Raw genomic sequence first — 16,854 nt, forward strand, 5'->3', positions numbered from 1 at the left:
GTCCGTACCGCCGGCCATCCGGGCACGACGATACGGCGGGCAACGGCCGTTCCGCTCGCTCCTGGCGGATGTGGCCGGCGACCATGCGGCTGGACGTCCGACGACAGTGAGGGCGGCGATGACGGCGGCAGCGGCGACGTCGTGAGCAGCGCCCCCTGCCGCGACGGCTCCTCGCCCGTGCCGCTGCCGAGCTGCAGGTAGGTGCCGCCGGAGCAGCCCTGGTTCGGACATTTCGCCCGACGCGCCGGGGCTCGTGTGACTGAAGATGCGCCTGTGTCGGATGTAGTGTGATCTCCATGGCGACCCGAACAGCCACGGCACGGTCGCGAAGCTCGTCGGGTACCCCGAAGCGGCGTACCCCGGCTCGCGGCCGGAAGCGTCGCGCACCTGAGCCGCCCCCACCGCCGCCACCTCCGGAGCCGAGTCTCGCCGCGCAGTTCTTCGGCGGCATCGGCCGGATGTTCGTCGGCATCTGGATGGGCATCGCGCACGTCGTCGGCGGCGTGGCCCGCAGTGTGGGACGGACGGCGACGAGCCTCGAGGCCGACCAGCGCCGCGACGGCGTCGGGCTGTTCCTCATCGGGACGGCGTTCATCGTCGCCGCGTCGGTGTGGTGGACGCTGGACGGCAGGATCTACGAGGCCGTGTACCAGGGCATCGCGGGCGCCATCGGCACGGGCGCGTACGTCGCGCCGGTCCTGCTGGCCATGGCGGCCTGGCGCACGCTGCGCCACCCCGACCGCAACGGCCCGGGCGGCCGCCAGGTCATCGGCTGGGTGTGCCTCGCGCTGGGCACGCTCGGCCTCGCGCACATCGCCGGCGGCATGCCGCGCCCGGTCGACGGGCAGGTGGCGATGGAGCGGGCCGGCGGCGCCATCGGCTACGTCTCCTCGACCATCCTGGCCGACCTGCTGACGGTGTACGTGGCGGGCCCGCTGCTGGGCCTGCTGACGCTGTTCGGCGTGCTGGTCATCACCGGCATCCCGCTGTACGAGGTGACGGCGCAGTTGCGCGCCGCCGCACTGGTCGTGGGCGGCTGGCTGGGCTTCCGGCGTCCGGTCGCCGACGGCGAGGAGGTCGACGCCAGGGGCCGCCGGCTCGCGCCCACCGACGACGAGCCGTACGACTCGCCGGTGCTGCGCGAGAAGCCGAAGCGCCGGCGCAAGCCCGAACCCGAGCCCGACGCCGACGACGACACCGCCGAGCTGGCCGGTCTCGGCGCCGAGGACGACACCCCGACGGAGCCGGCGGTCGTCGACCGCGAGCTGCGCAAGCGCAAGAAGAAGGGCGCCGACGAGCCGGCCGAGCCGCCGCCGCACACCCCCATCCCGCAGCGGGTCGAGCAGCTGGCGCTGTCCGGCGACATCACGTACACGCTGCCCAACAGCGACCTCCTGCGTCAGGGCAGCCCGCACAAGGCCAAGTCGGCCGCGTCCGACCAGGTCGTCGACTCCCTGATGGGGGTCTTCGACCAGTTCAACATCGACGCCGTCGTCACCGGCTACACCCGCGGCCCGACGGTGACGCGGTACGAGGTCGAGCTGGGCACGGCGGTGAAGGTCGAGCGCGTCACGGCGCTGTCGAAGAACATCTCGTACGCCGTGGCCAGCGCCGACGTGCGCATCCTGTCGCCGATCCCGGGCAAGTCGGCCATCGGCATCGAGATCCCCAACACCGACAAGGAGATCGTCAGCCTCGGCGACGTCATGCGCTCGCCGGTGGCCCGCAAGGACCACCACCCGATGGTGGCCGGTCTGGGCAAGGACGTCGAGGGCGGCTTCGTCGTCACGAACCTGGCGAAGATGCCGCACCTGCTGGTGGCCGGCGCCACGGGCTCCGGCAAGTCCAGCTTCATCAACTCGATGATCACGTCGATCCTCATGCGGGCGACGCCCGACGAGGTGCGGCTGATCATGGTCGACCCCAAGCGGGTGGAGCTGTCGGCGTACGAGGGCATCCCGCACCTGATCACGCCGATCATCACGAACCCGAAGAAGGCGGCCGAGGCGCTGCAGTGGGTCGTGCGCGAGATGGACATGCGCTACGACGACCTCGCCAACTTCGGCTTCCGGCACGTCGACGACTTCAACAAGGCGGTCCGCGCGGGCAAGGTGAAGGCGCCCGAGGGCAGCGAGCGGGTGCTGACGCCGTACCCGTACCTGCTGGTCATCGTCGACGAGCTGGCCGACCTCATGATGGTCGCCCCGCGAGACGTCGAGGACTCCGTCGTCCGCATCACGCAGCTGGCCCGGGCGGCCGGCATCCACCTGGTGCTGGCGACGCAGCGGCCTTCGGTCGACGTCGTCACGGGTCTCATCAAGGCGAACGTGCCGTCGCGGCTGGCGTTCGCGACGTCGTCGCTGGCCGACTCCCGCGTCATCCTCGACCAGCCGGGTGCCGAGAAGCTGGTCGGCCAGGGTGACGGCCTGTTCCTGCCGATGGGCGCGAGCAAGCCGATCCGCGTCCAGGGCGCCTGGGTCACCGAGACCGAGATCGCGTCCGTCGTCGGCCACTGCAAGGAGCAGCTGGAGCCGAGCTACCGCGAGGACGTCACCGCGCCCCAGGCGGCCAAGCGCGAGGTCGACGAGGACATCGGCGACGACCTCGACCTGCTCTGCCAGGCCGCCGAGCTGGTGGTCAACACGCAGTTCGGCTCGACGTCGATGCTGCAGCGCAAGCTGCGGGTCGGGTTCGCGAAGGCCGGCCGGCTGATGGACCTGATGGAGAGCCGCGGCATCGTCGGCCCGTCCGAGGGGTCGAAGGCGCGCGACGTGCTGATCAAGCCCGACGACCTCGACGAGGTGCTGGACGCCCTGCGCGGTGACTGAGCCCGGGTACGTCCTGACCGAGGACCGGCCGGGCGGCGACGTCCGCGCGGCCGTCCTGCTGCTGCACGGCGGCCGGTCGGAGAGCCGCGAGCCGGTCCGGGCGCGGCAGCCGTCGGTGCTGCGGCTGCGGCCGTTCGCGCGGGCACTGCGCCGGGCCGGCGGGCCCCGGGGACTGACGGTGTGGCGGCTGCGGTACACGGTCCGCGGCTGGAACGGGGCCGACGAGTCGCCGCTGGACGACGTCCGGGCGGCGCTCGCCGCGGTGCGTGCGCGCGACCCGGACGTGCCGGTGGCGCTGGTCGGCTACTCGATGGGCGGACGCGCCGCCATCCGCGTGGCGGGGCAGCCCGGCATCGTCGCGGTGGCCGCGCTGGCGCCGTGGCTGACCCCGTCCGAGCCGCCGTCGCTGCTGGCCGGCAAGCACGTCCTGCTCATGCACGGCAGCGCCGACACCATGACCGACCCGCGGGCGACGGCGGCGCTGGCGGCCGGGCTGGACGGCGTGGCCGCGTCCTGCCGGTACCTCCCGGTGCCCGGCGACCGGCACGCGATGCTGCGCCACCCGTCGGTCTGGCACCGGGAGGTGACGCGGTTCGTGCTGGCCCGGACCGGCCTGGCTCAGGTGCGCTGAGTGCGCTGACGGCGTCCGGTGCCGCCGCGCTGCCAAGGGCGCGGGCCGTCCAACGGCCGGTAGTTCACCCCCGCCGCGTCGAGCCGCTCCAGGTGCGCGGGCAGCCGGTTCAGCAGATCGGCGGCGTCGCGGCGCTCCGGCGCGGTCCAGGCGACCTCGGCGAGCGCGCTGAGCCGCGGGAACGCAGCGTACTCCACGGCGGATGGCGTCGGCAGGTACTCCGTCCACAGCTGGCCCTGGACGCCGAGCAGCCGGCCCGGCCCGTCGCCGCCGGCCGGCTCCCACGCGGCGACGTCCTCGACGGTCGTCAGCCCGCCGATCGCCAGCGGCTCGTCCACGCCGTCGGACTGGTGGTGGTCGAAGTAGGTGGTGTCCTCGGGGCACATGACGACGTCGTGCCCGGCGGCCATGGCCTTGACGCCGTGGTCGCTGCCGCGCCACGCCATGACGACGGTGTCGGCCGGCATGCCGCCGTCGTCGACGACCTCGTCCCAGCCGACGACCCGCCGGCCCCGCGTCGTCACGTGGTCGTGCAGTCGGCGCAGGAACCAGCTCTGCAGCTCGTCGACGGAGGCCAGGCCCAGCTCGGCGGCGCGGGCGGCGGCCGCGGCGCTTGCCCGCCACTCCGTCCGCGGGACCTCGTCGCCGCCGAGGTGCACCCACGGTCCGGGGAACACGTCCAGCACGGTGTCGAGGACGTCGCGCGCGAACGCCAGGGCCTCGTCCGTCGGCGCCAGCACGTTCTCCGAGATGCCCCACGTGTGCCGCACCTCGACCGGCTGCCCGGTGTTGCCCAGCTCCGGGTACGCGGCCAGCACCGCCTGCACGTGGCCGGGCAGGTCGATCTCCGGGACGACGGTGACGGCGCGCGCGTCGGCGTAGGCGACGATCTCGCGCAGGTCGTCGAGCGTGAAGAAGCCGCCGTGCGGGGTGCCGTCGTAGGTGCCCGTCCTGCGGCCGATGGCGGTCTCGGTGCGCCACGAGCCGGCCTCGGTGAGCCGCGGGTGCGCCGGGACCTCGACCCGCCAGCCCTGGTCGTCGGTGAGGTGCAGGTGCACGACGTTGAGGCGGTGCAGCGCCGCGAGGTCGATCAGCTTCAGCACGAACCCGACCGGCTGGAAGTGCCGCGCGACGTCGAGGTGCACGCCGCGCCACTCGAACCGGGGCGCGTCCTCGATCTCGCCGCACCCGACCTCGACGGGTCCGGCGGCGACGGGGGCGCGGCGCAGCGCCGCGGCCGGCAGCAGCTGGCGGAACGTCTGGACGGCGCGCGCCAGGGCCGCGGCGGTGCCGCCGTCGATCGTGACCCGCTCGGGCGTCACCGTCAGCCGGTAGCCCTCCGGGCTGTCGCGCACGGTGTCGCCGAGGCGCAGGACGATCGTCGCGACGGGGTCGGCGGCCGGGACGACCGGCGCGCGGACCCCGGCGCCGGTCAGGACGTCGTGCAGCAGCCAGGCGGCCCGGCGGGCGTCGCCGTCCGCGCCGATGGCGGTGTCGTCGTCGACGGTGAAGGCGCCGGGGCGTGCTTCGTGGACCAGGGGCAGCGGGATCAGGCTCGGCATGGTCGACAACGGTAGAGTGGCCGGCGACATGAGCAAACATTCCGTCGCGATCGTCACGCTCGGCTGCAGCCGCAACGAGGTCGACTCCGAGGAGCTGGCCGGCCGTCTCGACGCCGACGGCTTCGAGCTCGTCGCCGACCCCGCGTCCGCCGAGACCGTCCTCGTCAACACCTGCGGTTTCGTCGAGCAGGCCAAGAAGGACTCCGTCGACTCCCTGCTGGCCGCCGCCGACCTCAAGTCGTCCGGGGCCACGAAGGCCGTCGTCGCCGTCGGCTGCATGGCCGAGCGGTACGGCGTCGAGCTGGCGTCCGAGTTGCCCGAGGCCGACGCCGTCTTGGGCTTCGACGACTACGCGGCCATCGGCGAGCGGCTGCGAGGGATCCTCGGCGGCACGGCGCACGTCGCGCACGTGCCGCGCGACCGCCGCAAGCTGCTGCCCGTCACGCCGGTCGAGCGGCAGGCCGCCGCCTACGCCGCGCCCGACCTCCCGGCCGGCATGTCGCCGGCGTCCGGGCCGCGGGCGGTGCGGCGGCGGCTCGACGGCGGGCCCATGGCGCCGCTGAAGCTGGCCAGCGGGTGCGACCGCGCCTGCACGTTCTGCGCCATCCCGATGTTCCGCGGCTCGTTCCTGTCCCGCCGCCCGTCCGACGTGCTGGCCGACGCGCGCTGGCTGGCCGAGCAGGGCGTGCGCGAGCTGTTCCTGGTCAGCGAGAACTCGACGTCGTACGGCAAGGACCTCGGCGACCTCCGGCTGCTCGAGACGCTGCTGCCGTCGCTGGCCGAGGTGGACGGCATCGAGCGGGTGCGGGTGTCGTACCTGCAGCCGGCCGAGATGCGCCCCACGCTGGTCGACGCCATGCTGTCCACGCCCGGCGTCGTGCCGTACTTCGACCTGTCCTTCCAGCACGCCAGCACGCCGCTGCTGCGCCGGATGAAGCGGTTCGGCGGGACCGACTCGTTCCTGTCGCTGATCTCGTCGATCCGCGACCGGGTGCCGGGCGCGGGCGTCCGGTCCAACGTCATCGTCGGGTTCCCCGGCGAGACCGAGGACGACGTCGCCGAGCTGGAGTCGTTCCTCACCCAGGCCCGCCTCGACGTCGTCGGCGTGTTCGGCTACTCCGACGAGGACGGCACCGAGGCCGCGTCGTTCGACGGCAAGCTCGACGCCGACGAGATCTCCGAACGGGTCGAGCGCGTCGGCGACCTCGTCGAGGAACTGGTCGCCCAGCGCGCCGAGGACCGCGTCGGCGAGACGGTGTCGGTGCTGGTCGAGTCGGTGCTGCCGGACGGCCGGGTCGAGGGCCGGGCCGCGCACCAGGGTCCCGAGGTCGACGGCACCACCGTGGTGTCCGGCGTCAGCGCGGCCGTCGGCGACATCGTCACGGCCATCGTTACCGGCAGTGACGGCGCCGACCTGCTCGCCGTCCCCTAACCTTGCCCCGTGGCCGAACCGTCGACCTCTCCGCCCAGCCCGTGGAACATCGCCAACGCGCTGACGATTCTGCGGGTCGTGCTGGTGCCCTTGTTCGGCTGGCTGCTGCTGCGGCACGGAGGCGACGACGACGCGTCGCGGGTGGCCGCGTTCGTCGCGTTCGGCGTCGCTATGACGACCGACCGGCTCGACGGCGACCTCGCCCGGCGCCGCGGCCTGGTCACCGACTTCGGCAAGATCGCCGACCCGATCGCCGACAAGGCGCTCACCGGCATGGCGTTCGTCGGGCTGTCGCTGCTCGGTGAGCTGCCCTGGTGGGTGACGGTGATCGTGCTGGTGCGCGAGTGGGGCATCACCGTGCTGCGGTTCGCCGTCATCCGGTACGGCGTCATGGCGGCCAACCGCGGCGGCAAGCTGAAGACCGTCCTGCAGACGCTGGCGCTCGGCCTGTACATCCTGCCGCTGCCCGGCTGGTTCGACCCGATCGAGGGGACGGTCATGGCGGCCGCCGTCATCGTCACCGTCGTCACCGGCGTCGACTACGTGTTGTCGGCGATCCGGCTGCGGCGGAGCGCGACCCCGTGAGCGTCTCCGCCGCCTCGGTGGTGGCCCGGCTGGTCGACCGCGGGCTGACGGTCGCCGCGGCGGAGTCGCTGACCGGCGGGCTGGTGTGCGCCGCGCTGACGTCGGTGCCGGGGTCGTCCGCGGTGGTCCGGGGTGGGGTGGTCGTGTACGCGACCGCGTTGAAGGAGTCGCTGGCCGGGGTTCCCGCCGCGGTGCTCGCCGCGTCCGGCCCGGTGGCCGCGGACACCGCGGCGGCGATGGCCGCCGGCGTCCGGGAGCGGCTGGGCGCGTCCGTCGGCGTGGCGACGACGGGGGTGGCCGGGCCGGACCCGCAGGACGGTCACCCGCCGGGCACGGTGCACGTCGCGGCGGTCTCCGACGCCGGCGTGCGGGTGCGCTCGTTCACGGGCTCGTCGGCGCTGCGCGGCGATCGGGCCGAGGTCCGGGCGGCGACCGTGCACGCCGTTCTGGAGCTGTTGTCCGAGGTGTGAGATGCCGTCGCGGCGGCCGGGAATCCTGGGGTGTGGTGGGGCGTTTCAGACCGTGAGATGAATTCTTCTGTGCACCCCGTCGTTCCCGGCGAGGCTGAAAACGCAAACGTCCGAAACAGAAGGTACGGTGGACTCAAGCACAGTCGAGACGAATCGCGAGAGGGGTAGCCGATGGTTCTCATCAGACGGCTCGTCGGCGATGTCTTGAGGCGTCGCCGGATCGAGCAGGGCCGCACCCTTCGCGAGATCTCGGCCGCGGCGCGCGTGAGTCTCGGGTACCTGTCCGAGGTCGAGCGCGGCCGCAAGGAAGCGTCGTCCGAGCTGCTCGCGGCCATCTGCGAGGCGCTGGACCTCCCGATGTCCGAGGTGCTCCGCGAGGTCAGCGACGAGATGATGCGCGTCGAGGCGGCGGCGGTGGGTGCGCTCACCGAGCTGCGTCCCCGCGAGTCCGCCCGGCCACGCGACGTCGTCAGGGTCGGCTGACGCTGCTGCCGGAGTCGTCGCCGCGGTCGAAGCCTGCCCCGGAGTTCCGTGACGCCATGGCCCGCCTGGCGGGTGGTGTGGCGTTGCTCACGGTGCTCGATCCGGTCGGGCGCGACTGCGGCCTCACCGTCACCGCCGTGTCCTCGGTGTCGTTGGAGCCGCCGCTGGTGCTGGCGTGCGTCAAGAAGGACGGCTTCATCCACGACGCCCTCTTCGTCGCCGACGGCTGGTCGCTGTCGTTCCTGGCCGCCGACCAGCTGCCGCTGTCCGACTACGCCGCCCGCGAGCGCTACCCCGGGGCCCGCGACGACTTCTCGCCCTGGCCGACGCGCCGTGCGGCCCGCGGCGAACTGATCTTCACCGGCGCCGTCGCCGCCGTCGAGTGCGTCCCGTACTCCCTGGTCGACGCCGGTGACCACACCATCGCGCTGGGCCGCGTCACCGCCGTCGCCCGCGACGCCGACGGCGCCGTGCCGCTGGTTCACGTCGACCGGCGCTACTACGAGCCCGGCCCCGAGGTCGCCTGACGCGTCCGCGTTCAGCGGATGACGGGCGAGGCGGTCGGGCCGGAGCGCACCATGAACTTGTCGATCGACTCGATCGGCGCGAACCCCAGCGGCGCATACACCCCGTGCGCGTCGAGGGTGGCCAGCATCCAGCGCTCGACGGCGGCGTGTTCGGGGTGCTCCAGGACGGCGTTGACCAGGACTCTGGCCAGCCCCTTCCCGCGGTGCTCGGGCAGCACGAACACGTCCGCCAGCCACGCGAACGTCGCCCCGTCGCCGACGACGCGGGCGAACCCCGCCTGCGCGCCGTCCGGTGCGTAGAGGCCGACGCCGTCGGAGTGGCGCAGCGCCCGCTCTACCGTCTCGCGCGAACGGTGCTTACTCCAGTACGTCGTCAGCAGGAACCCGACGATGACGTCGATCTCGAGCCGCTCCGGGTCGTCGTCGACCTCGTAGCCGGCGTGCGTCGCGAGGATCATTCGGTCAGGCTACGACGCCCGGGTGCCCTCTTCGCACCGCGGCGCACTGGTCTGAGCCGTCTCGGCTGCGCGGACACAGCCCGCGGCCGGCGTGGTGAGAGCATCGGGCCGTGACGATCGACTACTTCCAGCGCGTCCGATGGACTCATGCGAACCCCGAGGATCCCGTGGTGCTCTGGGCGCACGTCGTCGATGGGTGGGAGGCGCGGAAGGTCGACGAGTTCGCCGACGGGCGTCTCGTTCGGGCGGACGCTGAGCACGAGACGGCCGGCACCAGGCTCGGCACGGCGCCGGTGCCACGGCCCGACGAGATCGCAGCGGATCCGCAGTTCGTTGTGGAGGTCGTGGATCGGGCAGCATTCGAGAGCGTTTGGCGGCGAGCTCTCGACGGGCCATGAGGCGTTCCTGCGGTCGTTGTCTCGAGTTCCTCCTCAGCCGCGCAGGCGCAGCCCCCGTGGCGTGACGTGGAAGCCGGCGGCGGTGAGGGCTTCGCCGAGGGGCGTGGCGGTGACCTGGGCGCCGTCGGCGCGTTCGACCCGCAGGGCGCCGAGCGCACCCTCGCGCACCGACAGCGCCAGCGCGTCGGCCGCGGCGCGGAGGCGGTCGGGCTCGTCGGTCCAGGACAGCAGCGTGCGGCCGCCGCGCTCGACGTAGAGGGAGAGCTCGCCGTCGATGAGCACGACCAGCGCGCCCGCCTTGCGGCCCGGCCGATGCCCCGCCGACCCCGACTCGCCGCGTTCCGGCCACGGCAGTGCCGCGCCGTACGGGTTGGCCGGGTCGGTCGCCGCCAGCACCAGCGCGCTGGCCGGCCGGGCGTCGTCGAGGTGGGAGAACGAGCGCAGCCGGTCGACCGCGCCGGGCGTGCCGAACTGCGCCGCGCCCAGGCCGGCGACGAAATAGCCGCGCCGGGCCCGGCCGGTGTCCTCGAACGCCGACAGCACGCGGTACGCCGCCGCGAACCCGCCGGGCAGCCGCTCGGCCTGCACCGCACCGCGCGTCACGACGCCGTGCCGGTCGAGCAGCGCCTCGGCGGCCGCGTGCGCCCGCCGCGTGGTGTCGGTGTCGCGGCCGGGCAGCAGCGACCACCGTCCGGCCGCCGCCGGGGGACCGGTGCGCGACGGCAGCGCCGGCCGCCCGCGCGCATACCGCGACCGCGGCCGGGCCGGCCGGGACCGGTGCGCCGGCCGCCCGGTCAGCAGCGACCGCAACGGCGCTAGCGTGTCGTTGGTGACCAGACCCGCCCACACCAGGTCCCACAGCGCCGTCGTCAGCGTCGCGTCCTCGGGTGGCGACGGCACCAGCGCCGTCACGGCGTCGCTGAGCTGGCGGAAGAAGTACGCTCCGCCGCCGTCGAGCGTCTCGAGCACGGCCGCGTGCAGCTCACCCTCGGCGTCGGCGAGGTCGACGTCGGGAAGGGTGAGGTGTGCGGCGTCGGCGAGGTGCAGTGACACCCACCCGTCCGACCCCGGCAGCGTGCCGTGCCCCGACCACACCACCTCGCCGGCCGCCGTCAGCTCGTCCAGCCAGGCCGGCGAGTAGCCCGCGACCCGGGCCGGCAGCACCAGCGACTCCAGCGCGCTGGCCGGCACCGCCGCCCCGCCCAGTTGCTCGACCACGCGCAGCACGCCGTCGGCGCCGCGCAGCGAACTGCCCACCGACTGCCACGCCGGCAGGAACCGCCCCAGCGTGGCGGCGTCGACCGGCTCGGCCTCCTTGCGCAGCGCCGCCAGCGACCGGCGCCGCAGCAGCCGCAGCACCTCGGCGTCGCACCACTCGGTGCCGGTGCGCCCGGGCCGCAGCTCACCCTCGACGACGCGGCCCTCGGCGGACAGCCGGCGCAGCGTCGACACGACCACCGCGACGCCCAGCCCGAACCGTTCGGCCGGCTCGGCCGCGTGGAACGGGCCGTGCGTGCGGGCGTACCGGGCCACGATGTCGCCGAGGGGGTCGGGCACCGGCGCCGTGAACGCGTCGTGCACCCCGCCGGGCAACGCCACGCCGAGTGCGTCGCGCAGCCGGGCGGCGTCCTCGACGACGGCCCACATCTCCTGGCCCGCGATGCGCACCGCGATGACCCGCCGCTGACGCACCAGCTCGTCGAGGTGCCCGGCGGCGTCGGCCGGCTCGACGGACCGCGCCGCCACCTCGTCGGACGTCAGCGGACCGAGCAGCCGCAGGAGGTCGGCCACCCCCTCGGCGTCGCGGGCCCGCCGTTCCGGCACCAGCCGCTGCAGCTCGGCCTCGGTGCGCTCGACCACCTCGAGGTCGAGCAGCTCGCGCAGCTCGGTCTGCCCGAGCAGCTCGGCCAGCAGCGCGGAGTCGAGCGTCAGCGCCTGCGCCCGCCGCTCGGCCAGCGGGGAGTCGCCCTCGTACATGAACGCCGCGACGTACCCGAACAGCAGCGACCGCGCGAACGGCGACGGCGTCGGCGTCTCGACCTCGACCACCTTGATCTGCCGGCCGGCCACGCGGCGCATGAGGTCGCGCAGGCCGTCGAGGTCGTAGACGTCCTGCAGGCACTCGCGCATGGTCTCGAGCAGCATCGGGAACGACCCGTACTTCGACGCGACCTGCAGCAGCTGCGCCGACCGCTGCCGCTGCTGCCACAGCGGCGACCGGCGGTCGGGGGAGCGACGGGGCAGCAGCAGCGCCCGGGCGGCGCACTCGCGGAACCGCGACGCGAACAGCGCCGACCCGCCGACCTCGCCGGTGACGATGTCGTCGAGCTCGTCGGGGTCGAGCACCACCAGCCGGGCGTCGGGAGCTTCGGTGCCGGACAGCTCGTCGACGCCGTCGAGGGTGTCGGGGATGCGCAGCACGATGCCGTCGTCGGCGTGAGCGGCCTGGACGTCGACGCCGTAGCGCTCGCGCAGCCGCGCCCCGATGGCCAGCGCCCACGGCGCGTGCACCCGCGCGCCGTACGGGGAGTGCACGATCAGCCGCCAGTCGCCGAGCTCGTCGCGGAACCGCTCGACCACCAGCGTGCGGTCGTCGGGCACGTGGCCGGTGGCCTCGCGTTGGTCGCGGACGTAGTCGAGGAGGTTGTCGACGGCCCATTCGTCCAGCCCGGCGCCGGCCGCCCGCTCGCGCGCCTTCGGCTCGGGCAGCTTGTTGATCTCGCGGACGAACCCGCCGACGGCCGCGCCCAGCTCGGCCGGGCGGCCCAGGGTGTCGCCGTGCCAGAACGGCAGCTTGCCCGGATGCCCGGGCGCGGGCGAGACCATGACGCGGTCGTGGGTGATGTCCTCGATGCGCCAGCTGGTGGCGCCCAGCGCGAACACGTCGCCGACCCGCGACTCGTACACCATCTCCTCGTCGAGCTCACCGACCCGCGCGCCGCCGCGGCGGGGATCGGAGCCGACCAGGAACACGCCGAACAGCCCGCGGTCGGGGATGGTGCCGCCGCTGGTGACGGCGAGCCGCTGGGCGCCCGGGCGGCCCTTGAGCACGCCGCCGGTGCGGTCCCAGACCAGCCGCGGCCGCAGCTCGGCGAACTCGTCGGACGGGTAGCGCCCGGCCAGCATGTCGAGGACGGCGTCGTACGACGACTGCGGCAGCGTGGCGAACGGGTGCGCCCGCCGGACCAGCGCCAGGAGGTCGTCGACCGGCCAGTCGTCCATGGCCACCATGGCCACGATCTGCTGGGCGAGGACGTCGAGCGGGTTGCGCGGCACGGTGAGCTGCTCGATCTGCCCGGACACCATGCGTTCGGCGACGACGGCGGTCTGCACGAGGTCGCCGCGGTACTTCGGGAACAGCACGCCGCTGGACACCGCACCGACCTGGTGGCCGGCCCGGCCGACCCGCTGCAGCCCGCTGGCCACCGACGGCGGCGACTCGACCTGCACGACGAGGTCGACCGCACCCATGTCGATGCCGAGCTCGAGGCTGCTGGTGGCGACGACGGCCGGCAGCCGGCCGGACTTGAGGTCGTCCTCGATGAGCGCCCGCTGCTCCTTGCTGACCGAGCCGTGGTGCGCCCGGGCGATGGTGGCCGCGGCGCCGTGCGACGAGCCGGCCTGCGCCATCAGCGACGCGGGCGGCGGATGCTGCGTGATCGGCTTCTCGTCGGCCGGACGGTCCTCGGCGCGCTCGGTCGCGATCTCGTTCAGCCGCGCCGTCAGCCGCTCGGCCAGCCGCCGCGAGTTGGCGAACACGATGGTGGACTCGTGCTGTTCGACGAGGTCGACGACGCGCTGCTCGACGTGTGGCCAGATGGACGCGTTGCCGCCGTCGCCGTCCTCGTCGAACCCCACCGGGGCCGGGACCGGCGGCGCGACGGCGTCGAGTTCGTCGAGGTCGGGCACGGGGACGACGACCTTGAGATCCCACCGCTTCTCGCTGGGCGGCGTGACCACCTCGACCGGATGGCTGCCGCCGAGGAACCGGGCCACCTCCTCGATGGGGCGGACCGTCGCCGACAGCCCGATGCGCTGGGCCGGGCGTTCCAGCAGCGCGTCGAGCCGTTCCAGCGACAGCGCCAGGTGCGCGCCCCGCTTGCTGCCCGCGACCGCGTGCACCTCGTCGACGACGACCGTCTCGACGTAGCGCAGCGACTCGCGCGCCTGCGACGTGAGCAGCAGGAACAGCGACTCGGGGGTGGTGATGAGGATGTCGGGCGGGTGTTTGGCGAACCGGCGCCGCTCGTCGGCCGGGGTGTCGCCGGTGCGCACGCCGACGCTGATGCCCGGTGACGGCACGCCCAGCCGGGCCGCGGCGTGCCCGATGCCGGCCAGCGGCGAGCGTAGATTGCGCTCGACGTCGACCGTCAGCGCCTTCAGCGGCGAGACGTAGAGGACACGGCAGCGGTGGGTGGGGTCGTCCGGTTCCGGCTCGGAGGCCAGCCGGTCGAGCGCCCACAGGAAGGCCGCGAGCGTCTTGCCTGACCCCGTCGGCGCCACCACCAGCGCGTTGTGGCCGGCCGCGACCGACCGCCAGGCGCCCTCCTGCGCCGCCGTGGGCGCGGCGAACGACCCGGCGAACCACGCGCGGGTGGCCGGGCCGAACAGGTCGAGGACGTCGTTCATGGACCCATCATCGCGCGACCCACCGACAAGGTCGGCGCGGTCGCGGGTGAGGGATACTGACGTGGTGCGGTTGACGGACTTCTGGGAGCGGATGGAGCACCAGCTGGGCTCCTCCTACGCCGACTCATGGGCGCGCGACTACGTCATCGAGGGCCTCGGCGGGCGCACGGTGCACCAGGCGCTCGCGGCGGGCGAGGACACCAAGGTGGTCTGGCGCGCCGTCTGCGAGGCGCTGCGGCTGCCGCCGAGCGAGCGCTGACCGCCCGGGCCGAAACTCGGATGCCGGTTGTCGGTATCGGGAGGTAGCGTCCCGAGATGTGACGACCGACCAGCCGATGATCACCGCCCACCGCCTCACCAAGCGGTTCGGCGGCTTCACCGCGGTCGACGCCATCGACGTCGAGGTGCGGCGGGGTGAGGCGTTCGGGTTCCTCGGCCCGAACGGCGCGGGCAAGTCGTCGACCATGCGCATGATCGGCTGCGTGTCGCCGCCGTCCGACGGCAGCCTGCGCATCCTCGGCATGGACCCAGGGAGGGACGGGCCGGCCATCCGGGCCCGGCTGGGGGTGGTGCCGCAGCGCGACACCCTCGACGAGGAGCTGACGGTACGCGAGAACATCCTCGTGTACGGCCGCTACTTCGGGCTGTCGCGGGCGCACGTGCGGGCCAAGGCCGACGAGCTGCTCGAGTTCGCCCAGCTCACCGAGCGTGCCGACAGCGTCGTCGAGCCGTTGTCCGGCGGCATGAAACGGCGGCTGACCATCGCGCGGTCGCTGGTCAACGACCCCGAGCTGCTCCTCCTCGACGAACCCACCACCGGCCTCGACCCGCAGGCGAGGCACGTCCTGTGGGATCGCCTGTTCCGGCTGAAACGCTCGGGCGTCACGCTGGTCCTCACCACGCACTACATGGACGAGGCCGAGCAGCTGTGCGACCGCCTGGTCGTCATGGACGGCGGCCGCATCGTCGCCGAGGGGTCGCCGCGCGAGCTCATCGCGCTGCACGCCACCCGCGAGGTGCTCGAACTGCGCTTCGCCGACGACGACCACGCGCCGTACGCCGCCAAGCTCACCGACCTCGCCCAGCGCGTCGAGGTGCTGCCCGACCGCCTGCTCCTCTACACCGACGACGGCGACGCCACCGCCGCCGCGGTGCAGCAGCGCGGGCTCCAGCCGCTGTCGGTCCTGGCCCGCCGCGCGACGCTCGAGGACGTGTTCCTGCACCTCACCGGCCGGACGCTGGTCGACTGATGGCGACGACGCACGCGCAGCCTCGCGAGGGGCGCATGGCCGGCCGGGCGTTCGCGTACTGGCTCACGAACTACCGCCGGGTGTGGCAGGGCACCATCATCAGCGGCTTCCTCGGGCCGCTGTTCTTCCTGGTCGCCATGGGTTTCGGGCTCGGTTCACTGGTCGACGGCGGCGGACTGGGCGCGCCCGGGTACGTCGAGTTCATCGCGCCCGGCATCCTCGCCGCGCAGGCCATGCAGACCGCCGTCGGCGAGTCGACGTTCCCGGTCATGGGCGCGCTGAAGTGGCAGCGTCAGTACCACGCCATGCTGGCCGCGCCGCTGGGCGTCACCGACCTCGTCCTCGGACACGTCGCGTTCGTCGCCATGCGGGTGGCCATCACCAGCGTCGCGTTCGCCGTCGTCGCCGTCGCGCTGGGCGCCGTCACGTCCTGGTGGGTGCTGCTGGCGGTGCCGGCGGCCATCCTCACGGGGCTCGCGTTCACCACGCCGGTCTTCGCGTTCGCCGCCCGGCAGGACAACGACGCCGGCTTCAACGTGCTGTTCCGGTTCATCGTCATGCCGATGTTCCTGTTCTCCGGCACGTTCTTCCCGGTCTCGCAGCTGCCCGCCGTCCTGGAGGCGGCCGCCTGGGTGACGCCGCTGTGGCACGGGGTGGAGCTGTGCCGCGGCCTGGTCCTCGGCACGGCCACGGCGGCCGGCTCGCTCGGGCACGTCGCCTACCTGGCGCTCTGGGCCGTGGGCGGGCTGTGGCTGGCGTTCGCGAGCTTCCGGAAGCGGCTGGTCACATGAGCGCCCTCGCCGCCGTCGCCCGCGCGCTGCCCATTCCGGCCGGCGCGGGGCTGGCCCGCACGCTGATCGAACGCAACGCCCGCGCGTTCCGGCACGGCTGGGTCACGCTGGTCAGCGGCGTCTTCGAGCCGATCTTCTACCTGTTCTCACTCGGCGTCGGACTCGGCGCGCTCATCGGCGACGTCGACGCCGGCGGCGGGCGCATGGTCGAGTACGCCGCCTACGTCGCGCCGGCCATGATGGCGGCCGCCGCCATGAACGGCGCCGTGTTCGATTCCACGTTCAACCTGTTCTTCAAGCTCAAGTACGCCAAGCTGTACGACTCCGTGCTGGCCACGCCGCTCGGGCCGCGCGACGTCGCCGTCGGCGAGATCGGGTGGGCGCTGCTGCGCGGGCTGCTGTACTCCACGACGTTCCTGATTGTGGCCGCGGCCGCCGGCGTCGTGCACTCGTGGTGGGCGCTGCTGGCGCTGCCCGCGGCCAGCCTCATCGGGCTCGCGTTCGCCGCCGTCGGCATGTCCGTCACCACGTATCTACGCAGCTGGCAGGACTTCGACTACATCCAGCTGGCGCTGCTGCCGATGTTCCTGTTCTCGGCCACGTTCTATCCGTTGTCGACGTACGACGAGTCGATCCGGTGGATCGTGCAGGCGACGCCGCTCTACCACGGCGTCGCGATGATCAGGGACCTCATGCTCGGCGACGTCGCGTGGGGCATCCTTGCCCACGTGGCGTATCTCGCGGTCATGGGACTCATCGGCGTGCTGTTCGCGGCCCGGCGCATCGAACGGCTGCTGCTGCGGTGAGCGA

At 73.6% G+C, this 16,854-nt stretch carries 14 protein-coding genes and 1 pseudogene; 12 read left to right on the top strand and 3 right to left on the bottom strand.

Translation table 11 applies throughout. The annotated features are described in order from the left end of the window. Window positions 1–296 precede the first annotated feature (296 nt). A complete protein-coding gene (locus BLU82_RS08585) occupies window positions 297–2,828 on the top strand; it encodes a DNA translocase FtsK (RefSeq protein ID WP_092618501.1) in 2,532 nt (843 codons plus the stop codon). Beyond that, window positions 2,821–3,459, top strand: coding sequence for an alpha/beta hydrolase (locus tag BLU82_RS08590; protein ID WP_092618504.1), 639 nt, complete (start codon window positions 2,821–2,823; stop codon window positions 3,457–3,459). The genes BLU82_RS08585 and BLU82_RS08590 overlap by 8 nt, the downstream gene beginning before the upstream one ends. Here BLU82_RS08590 and BLU82_RS08595 read toward each other — a convergent pair. After that, on the bottom strand, window positions 3,447–5,021 hold the full coding sequence (locus tag BLU82_RS08595; RefSeq protein ID WP_197682818.1) for a beta-N-acetylhexosaminidase: 1,575 nt from the start codon (window positions 5,019–5,021) through the stop codon (window positions 3,447–3,449). The genes BLU82_RS08590 and BLU82_RS08595 overlap by 13 nt on opposite strands. Window positions 5,022–5,049: 28 nt before the next feature. Between BLU82_RS08595 and rimO the strand changes: the two genes are divergently transcribed. From rimO to BLU82_RS08620, 5 genes and pseudogenes are all read left to right on the top strand, one after another. Beyond that, window positions 5,050–6,453 carry a 30S ribosomal protein S12 methylthiotransferase RimO gene (gene rimO, locus BLU82_RS08600; protein WP_092625609.1) on the top strand — a complete coding sequence of 468 codons (1,404 nt, stop codon included), beginning with the start codon at window positions 5,050–5,052 and terminating at the stop codon, window positions 6,451–6,453. 9 nt (window positions 6,454–6,462) lie between these two features. Continuing rightward, window positions 6,463–7,038 carry a CDP-diacylglycerol--glycerol-3-phosphate 3-phosphatidyltransferase gene (gene pgsA / locus BLU82_RS08605; protein ID WP_092618510.1) on the top strand — a complete coding sequence of 192 codons (576 nt, stop codon included), beginning with the start codon at window positions 6,463–6,465 and terminating at the stop codon, window positions 7,036–7,038. Further along, window positions 7,035–7,508 (top strand): CinA family protein, encoded by a 474-nt coding sequence (locus BLU82_RS08610; RefSeq protein ID WP_092618513.1) that lies wholly within the window; start codon window positions 7,035–7,037, stop codon window positions 7,506–7,508. Before pgsA ends, BLU82_RS08610 begins: the two co-directional genes overlap by 4 nt. A 171-nt stretch (window positions 7,509–7,679) precedes the next feature. After that, window positions 7,680–7,949 (top strand): annotated as a pseudogene (locus BLU82_RS08615) (helix-turn-helix domain-containing protein); the annotation flags it as partial. A gap of 98 nt (window positions 7,950–8,047) precedes the next feature. After that, on the top strand, window positions 8,048–8,518 hold the full coding sequence (locus BLU82_RS08620) for a flavin reductase family protein (protein ID WP_092618516.1): 471 nt from the start codon (window positions 8,048–8,050) through the stop codon (window positions 8,516–8,518). 11 nt (window positions 8,519–8,529) lie between these two features. On the opposite strand, the gene BLU82_RS08625 is transcribed toward BLU82_RS08620, so the two are convergent. Next, a complete protein-coding gene (locus BLU82_RS08625; protein ID WP_092618519.1) occupies window positions 8,530–8,976 on the bottom strand; it encodes a GNAT family N-acetyltransferase in 447 nt (148 codons plus the stop codon). A 110-nt stretch (window positions 8,977–9,086) separates the two neighbouring features. Here BLU82_RS08625 and BLU82_RS08630 point away from each other — a divergent pair, with 110 nt between their 5' ends. Then, entirely contained in the window at window positions 9,087–9,374 is a 288-nt protein-coding gene (locus BLU82_RS08630; protein ID WP_092618522.1) for a hypothetical protein, read from the top strand. A gap of 33 nt (window positions 9,375–9,407) precedes the next feature. Here the strand turns inward: BLU82_RS08630 and BLU82_RS08635 are convergent, their stop codons facing one another. After that, window positions 9,408–14,003, bottom strand: a complete 4,596-nt coding sequence (locus BLU82_RS08635) for an ATP-dependent helicase (protein ID WP_092618526.1) — start codon at window positions 14,001–14,003, stop codon at window positions 9,408–9,410. Window positions 14,004–14,067: 64 nt separating this feature from the next. Here BLU82_RS08635 and BLU82_RS08640 point away from each other — a divergent pair, with 64 nt between their 5' ends. From BLU82_RS08640 to BLU82_RS08655, 4 genes are read left to right on the top strand one after another with little or no spacing between them, the layout of a single operon-like run. After that, window positions 14,068–14,262 (top strand): DUF3046 domain-containing protein, encoded by a 195-nt coding sequence (locus BLU82_RS08640; RefSeq protein ID WP_069114035.1) that lies wholly within the window; start codon window positions 14,068–14,070, stop codon window positions 14,260–14,262. Between the two features lie 58 nt (window positions 14,263–14,320). Beyond that, window positions 14,321–15,253 (top strand): ABC transporter ATP-binding protein, encoded by a 933-nt coding sequence (locus BLU82_RS08645; protein ID WP_092618529.1) that lies wholly within the window; start codon window positions 14,321–14,323, stop codon window positions 15,251–15,253. Further along, complete coding sequence (locus tag BLU82_RS08650) at window positions 15,253–16,044, top strand: ABC transporter permease (protein WP_197682819.1); 792 nt, start codon at window positions 15,253–15,255, stop codon at window positions 16,042–16,044. The genes BLU82_RS08645 and BLU82_RS08650 overlap by 1 nt, the downstream gene beginning before the upstream one ends. Then, window positions 16,041–16,850 carry an ABC transporter permease gene (locus BLU82_RS08655; RefSeq protein WP_092618535.1) on the top strand — a complete coding sequence of 270 codons (810 nt, stop codon included), beginning with the start codon at window positions 16,041–16,043 and terminating at the stop codon, window positions 16,848–16,850. The genes BLU82_RS08650 and BLU82_RS08655 overlap by 4 nt, the downstream gene beginning before the upstream one ends. Window positions 16,851–16,854 lie beyond the last annotated feature (4 nt).

Origin of the sequence: Jiangella sp. DSM 45060 (assembly GCF_900105175.1) — a bacterium.
Lineage (GTDB): Bacteria > Actinomycetota > Actinomycetes > Jiangellales > Jiangellaceae > Jiangella.

Coding starts and splice junctions, on each gene's coding strand:
- BLU82_RS08585 (WP_092618501.1), top strand. CDS start 297: ATGGCGACCCGAACAGCCACGGCACGGTCGCGAAGCTCGTCGGGTACC.
- BLU82_RS08595 (WP_197682818.1), bottom strand. CDS start 5,021: ATGCCGAGCCTGATCCCGCTGCCCCTGGTCCACGAAGCACGCCCCGGC.
- rimO (WP_092625609.1), top strand. CDS start 5,050: ATGAGCAAACATTCCGTCGCGATCGTCACGCTCGGCTGCAGCCGCAAC.
- BLU82_RS08620 (WP_092618516.1), top strand. CDS start 8,048: ATGGCCCGCCTGGCGGGTGGTGTGGCGTTGCTCACGGTGCTCGATCCG.
- BLU82_RS08625 (WP_092618519.1), bottom strand. CDS start 8,976: ATGATCCTCGCGACGCACGCCGGCTACGAGGTCGACGACGACCCGGAG.
- BLU82_RS08635 (WP_092618526.1), bottom strand. CDS start 14,003: ATGAACGACGTCCTCGACCTGTTCGGCCCGGCCACCCGCGCGTGGTTC.
- BLU82_RS08650 (WP_197682819.1), top strand. CDS start 15,253: ATGGCGACGACGCACGCGCAGCCTCGCGAGGGGCGCATGGCCGGCCGG.
- BLU82_RS08655 (WP_092618535.1), top strand. CDS start 16,041: ATGAGCGCCCTCGCCGCCGTCGCCCGCGCGCTGCCCATTCCGGCCGGC.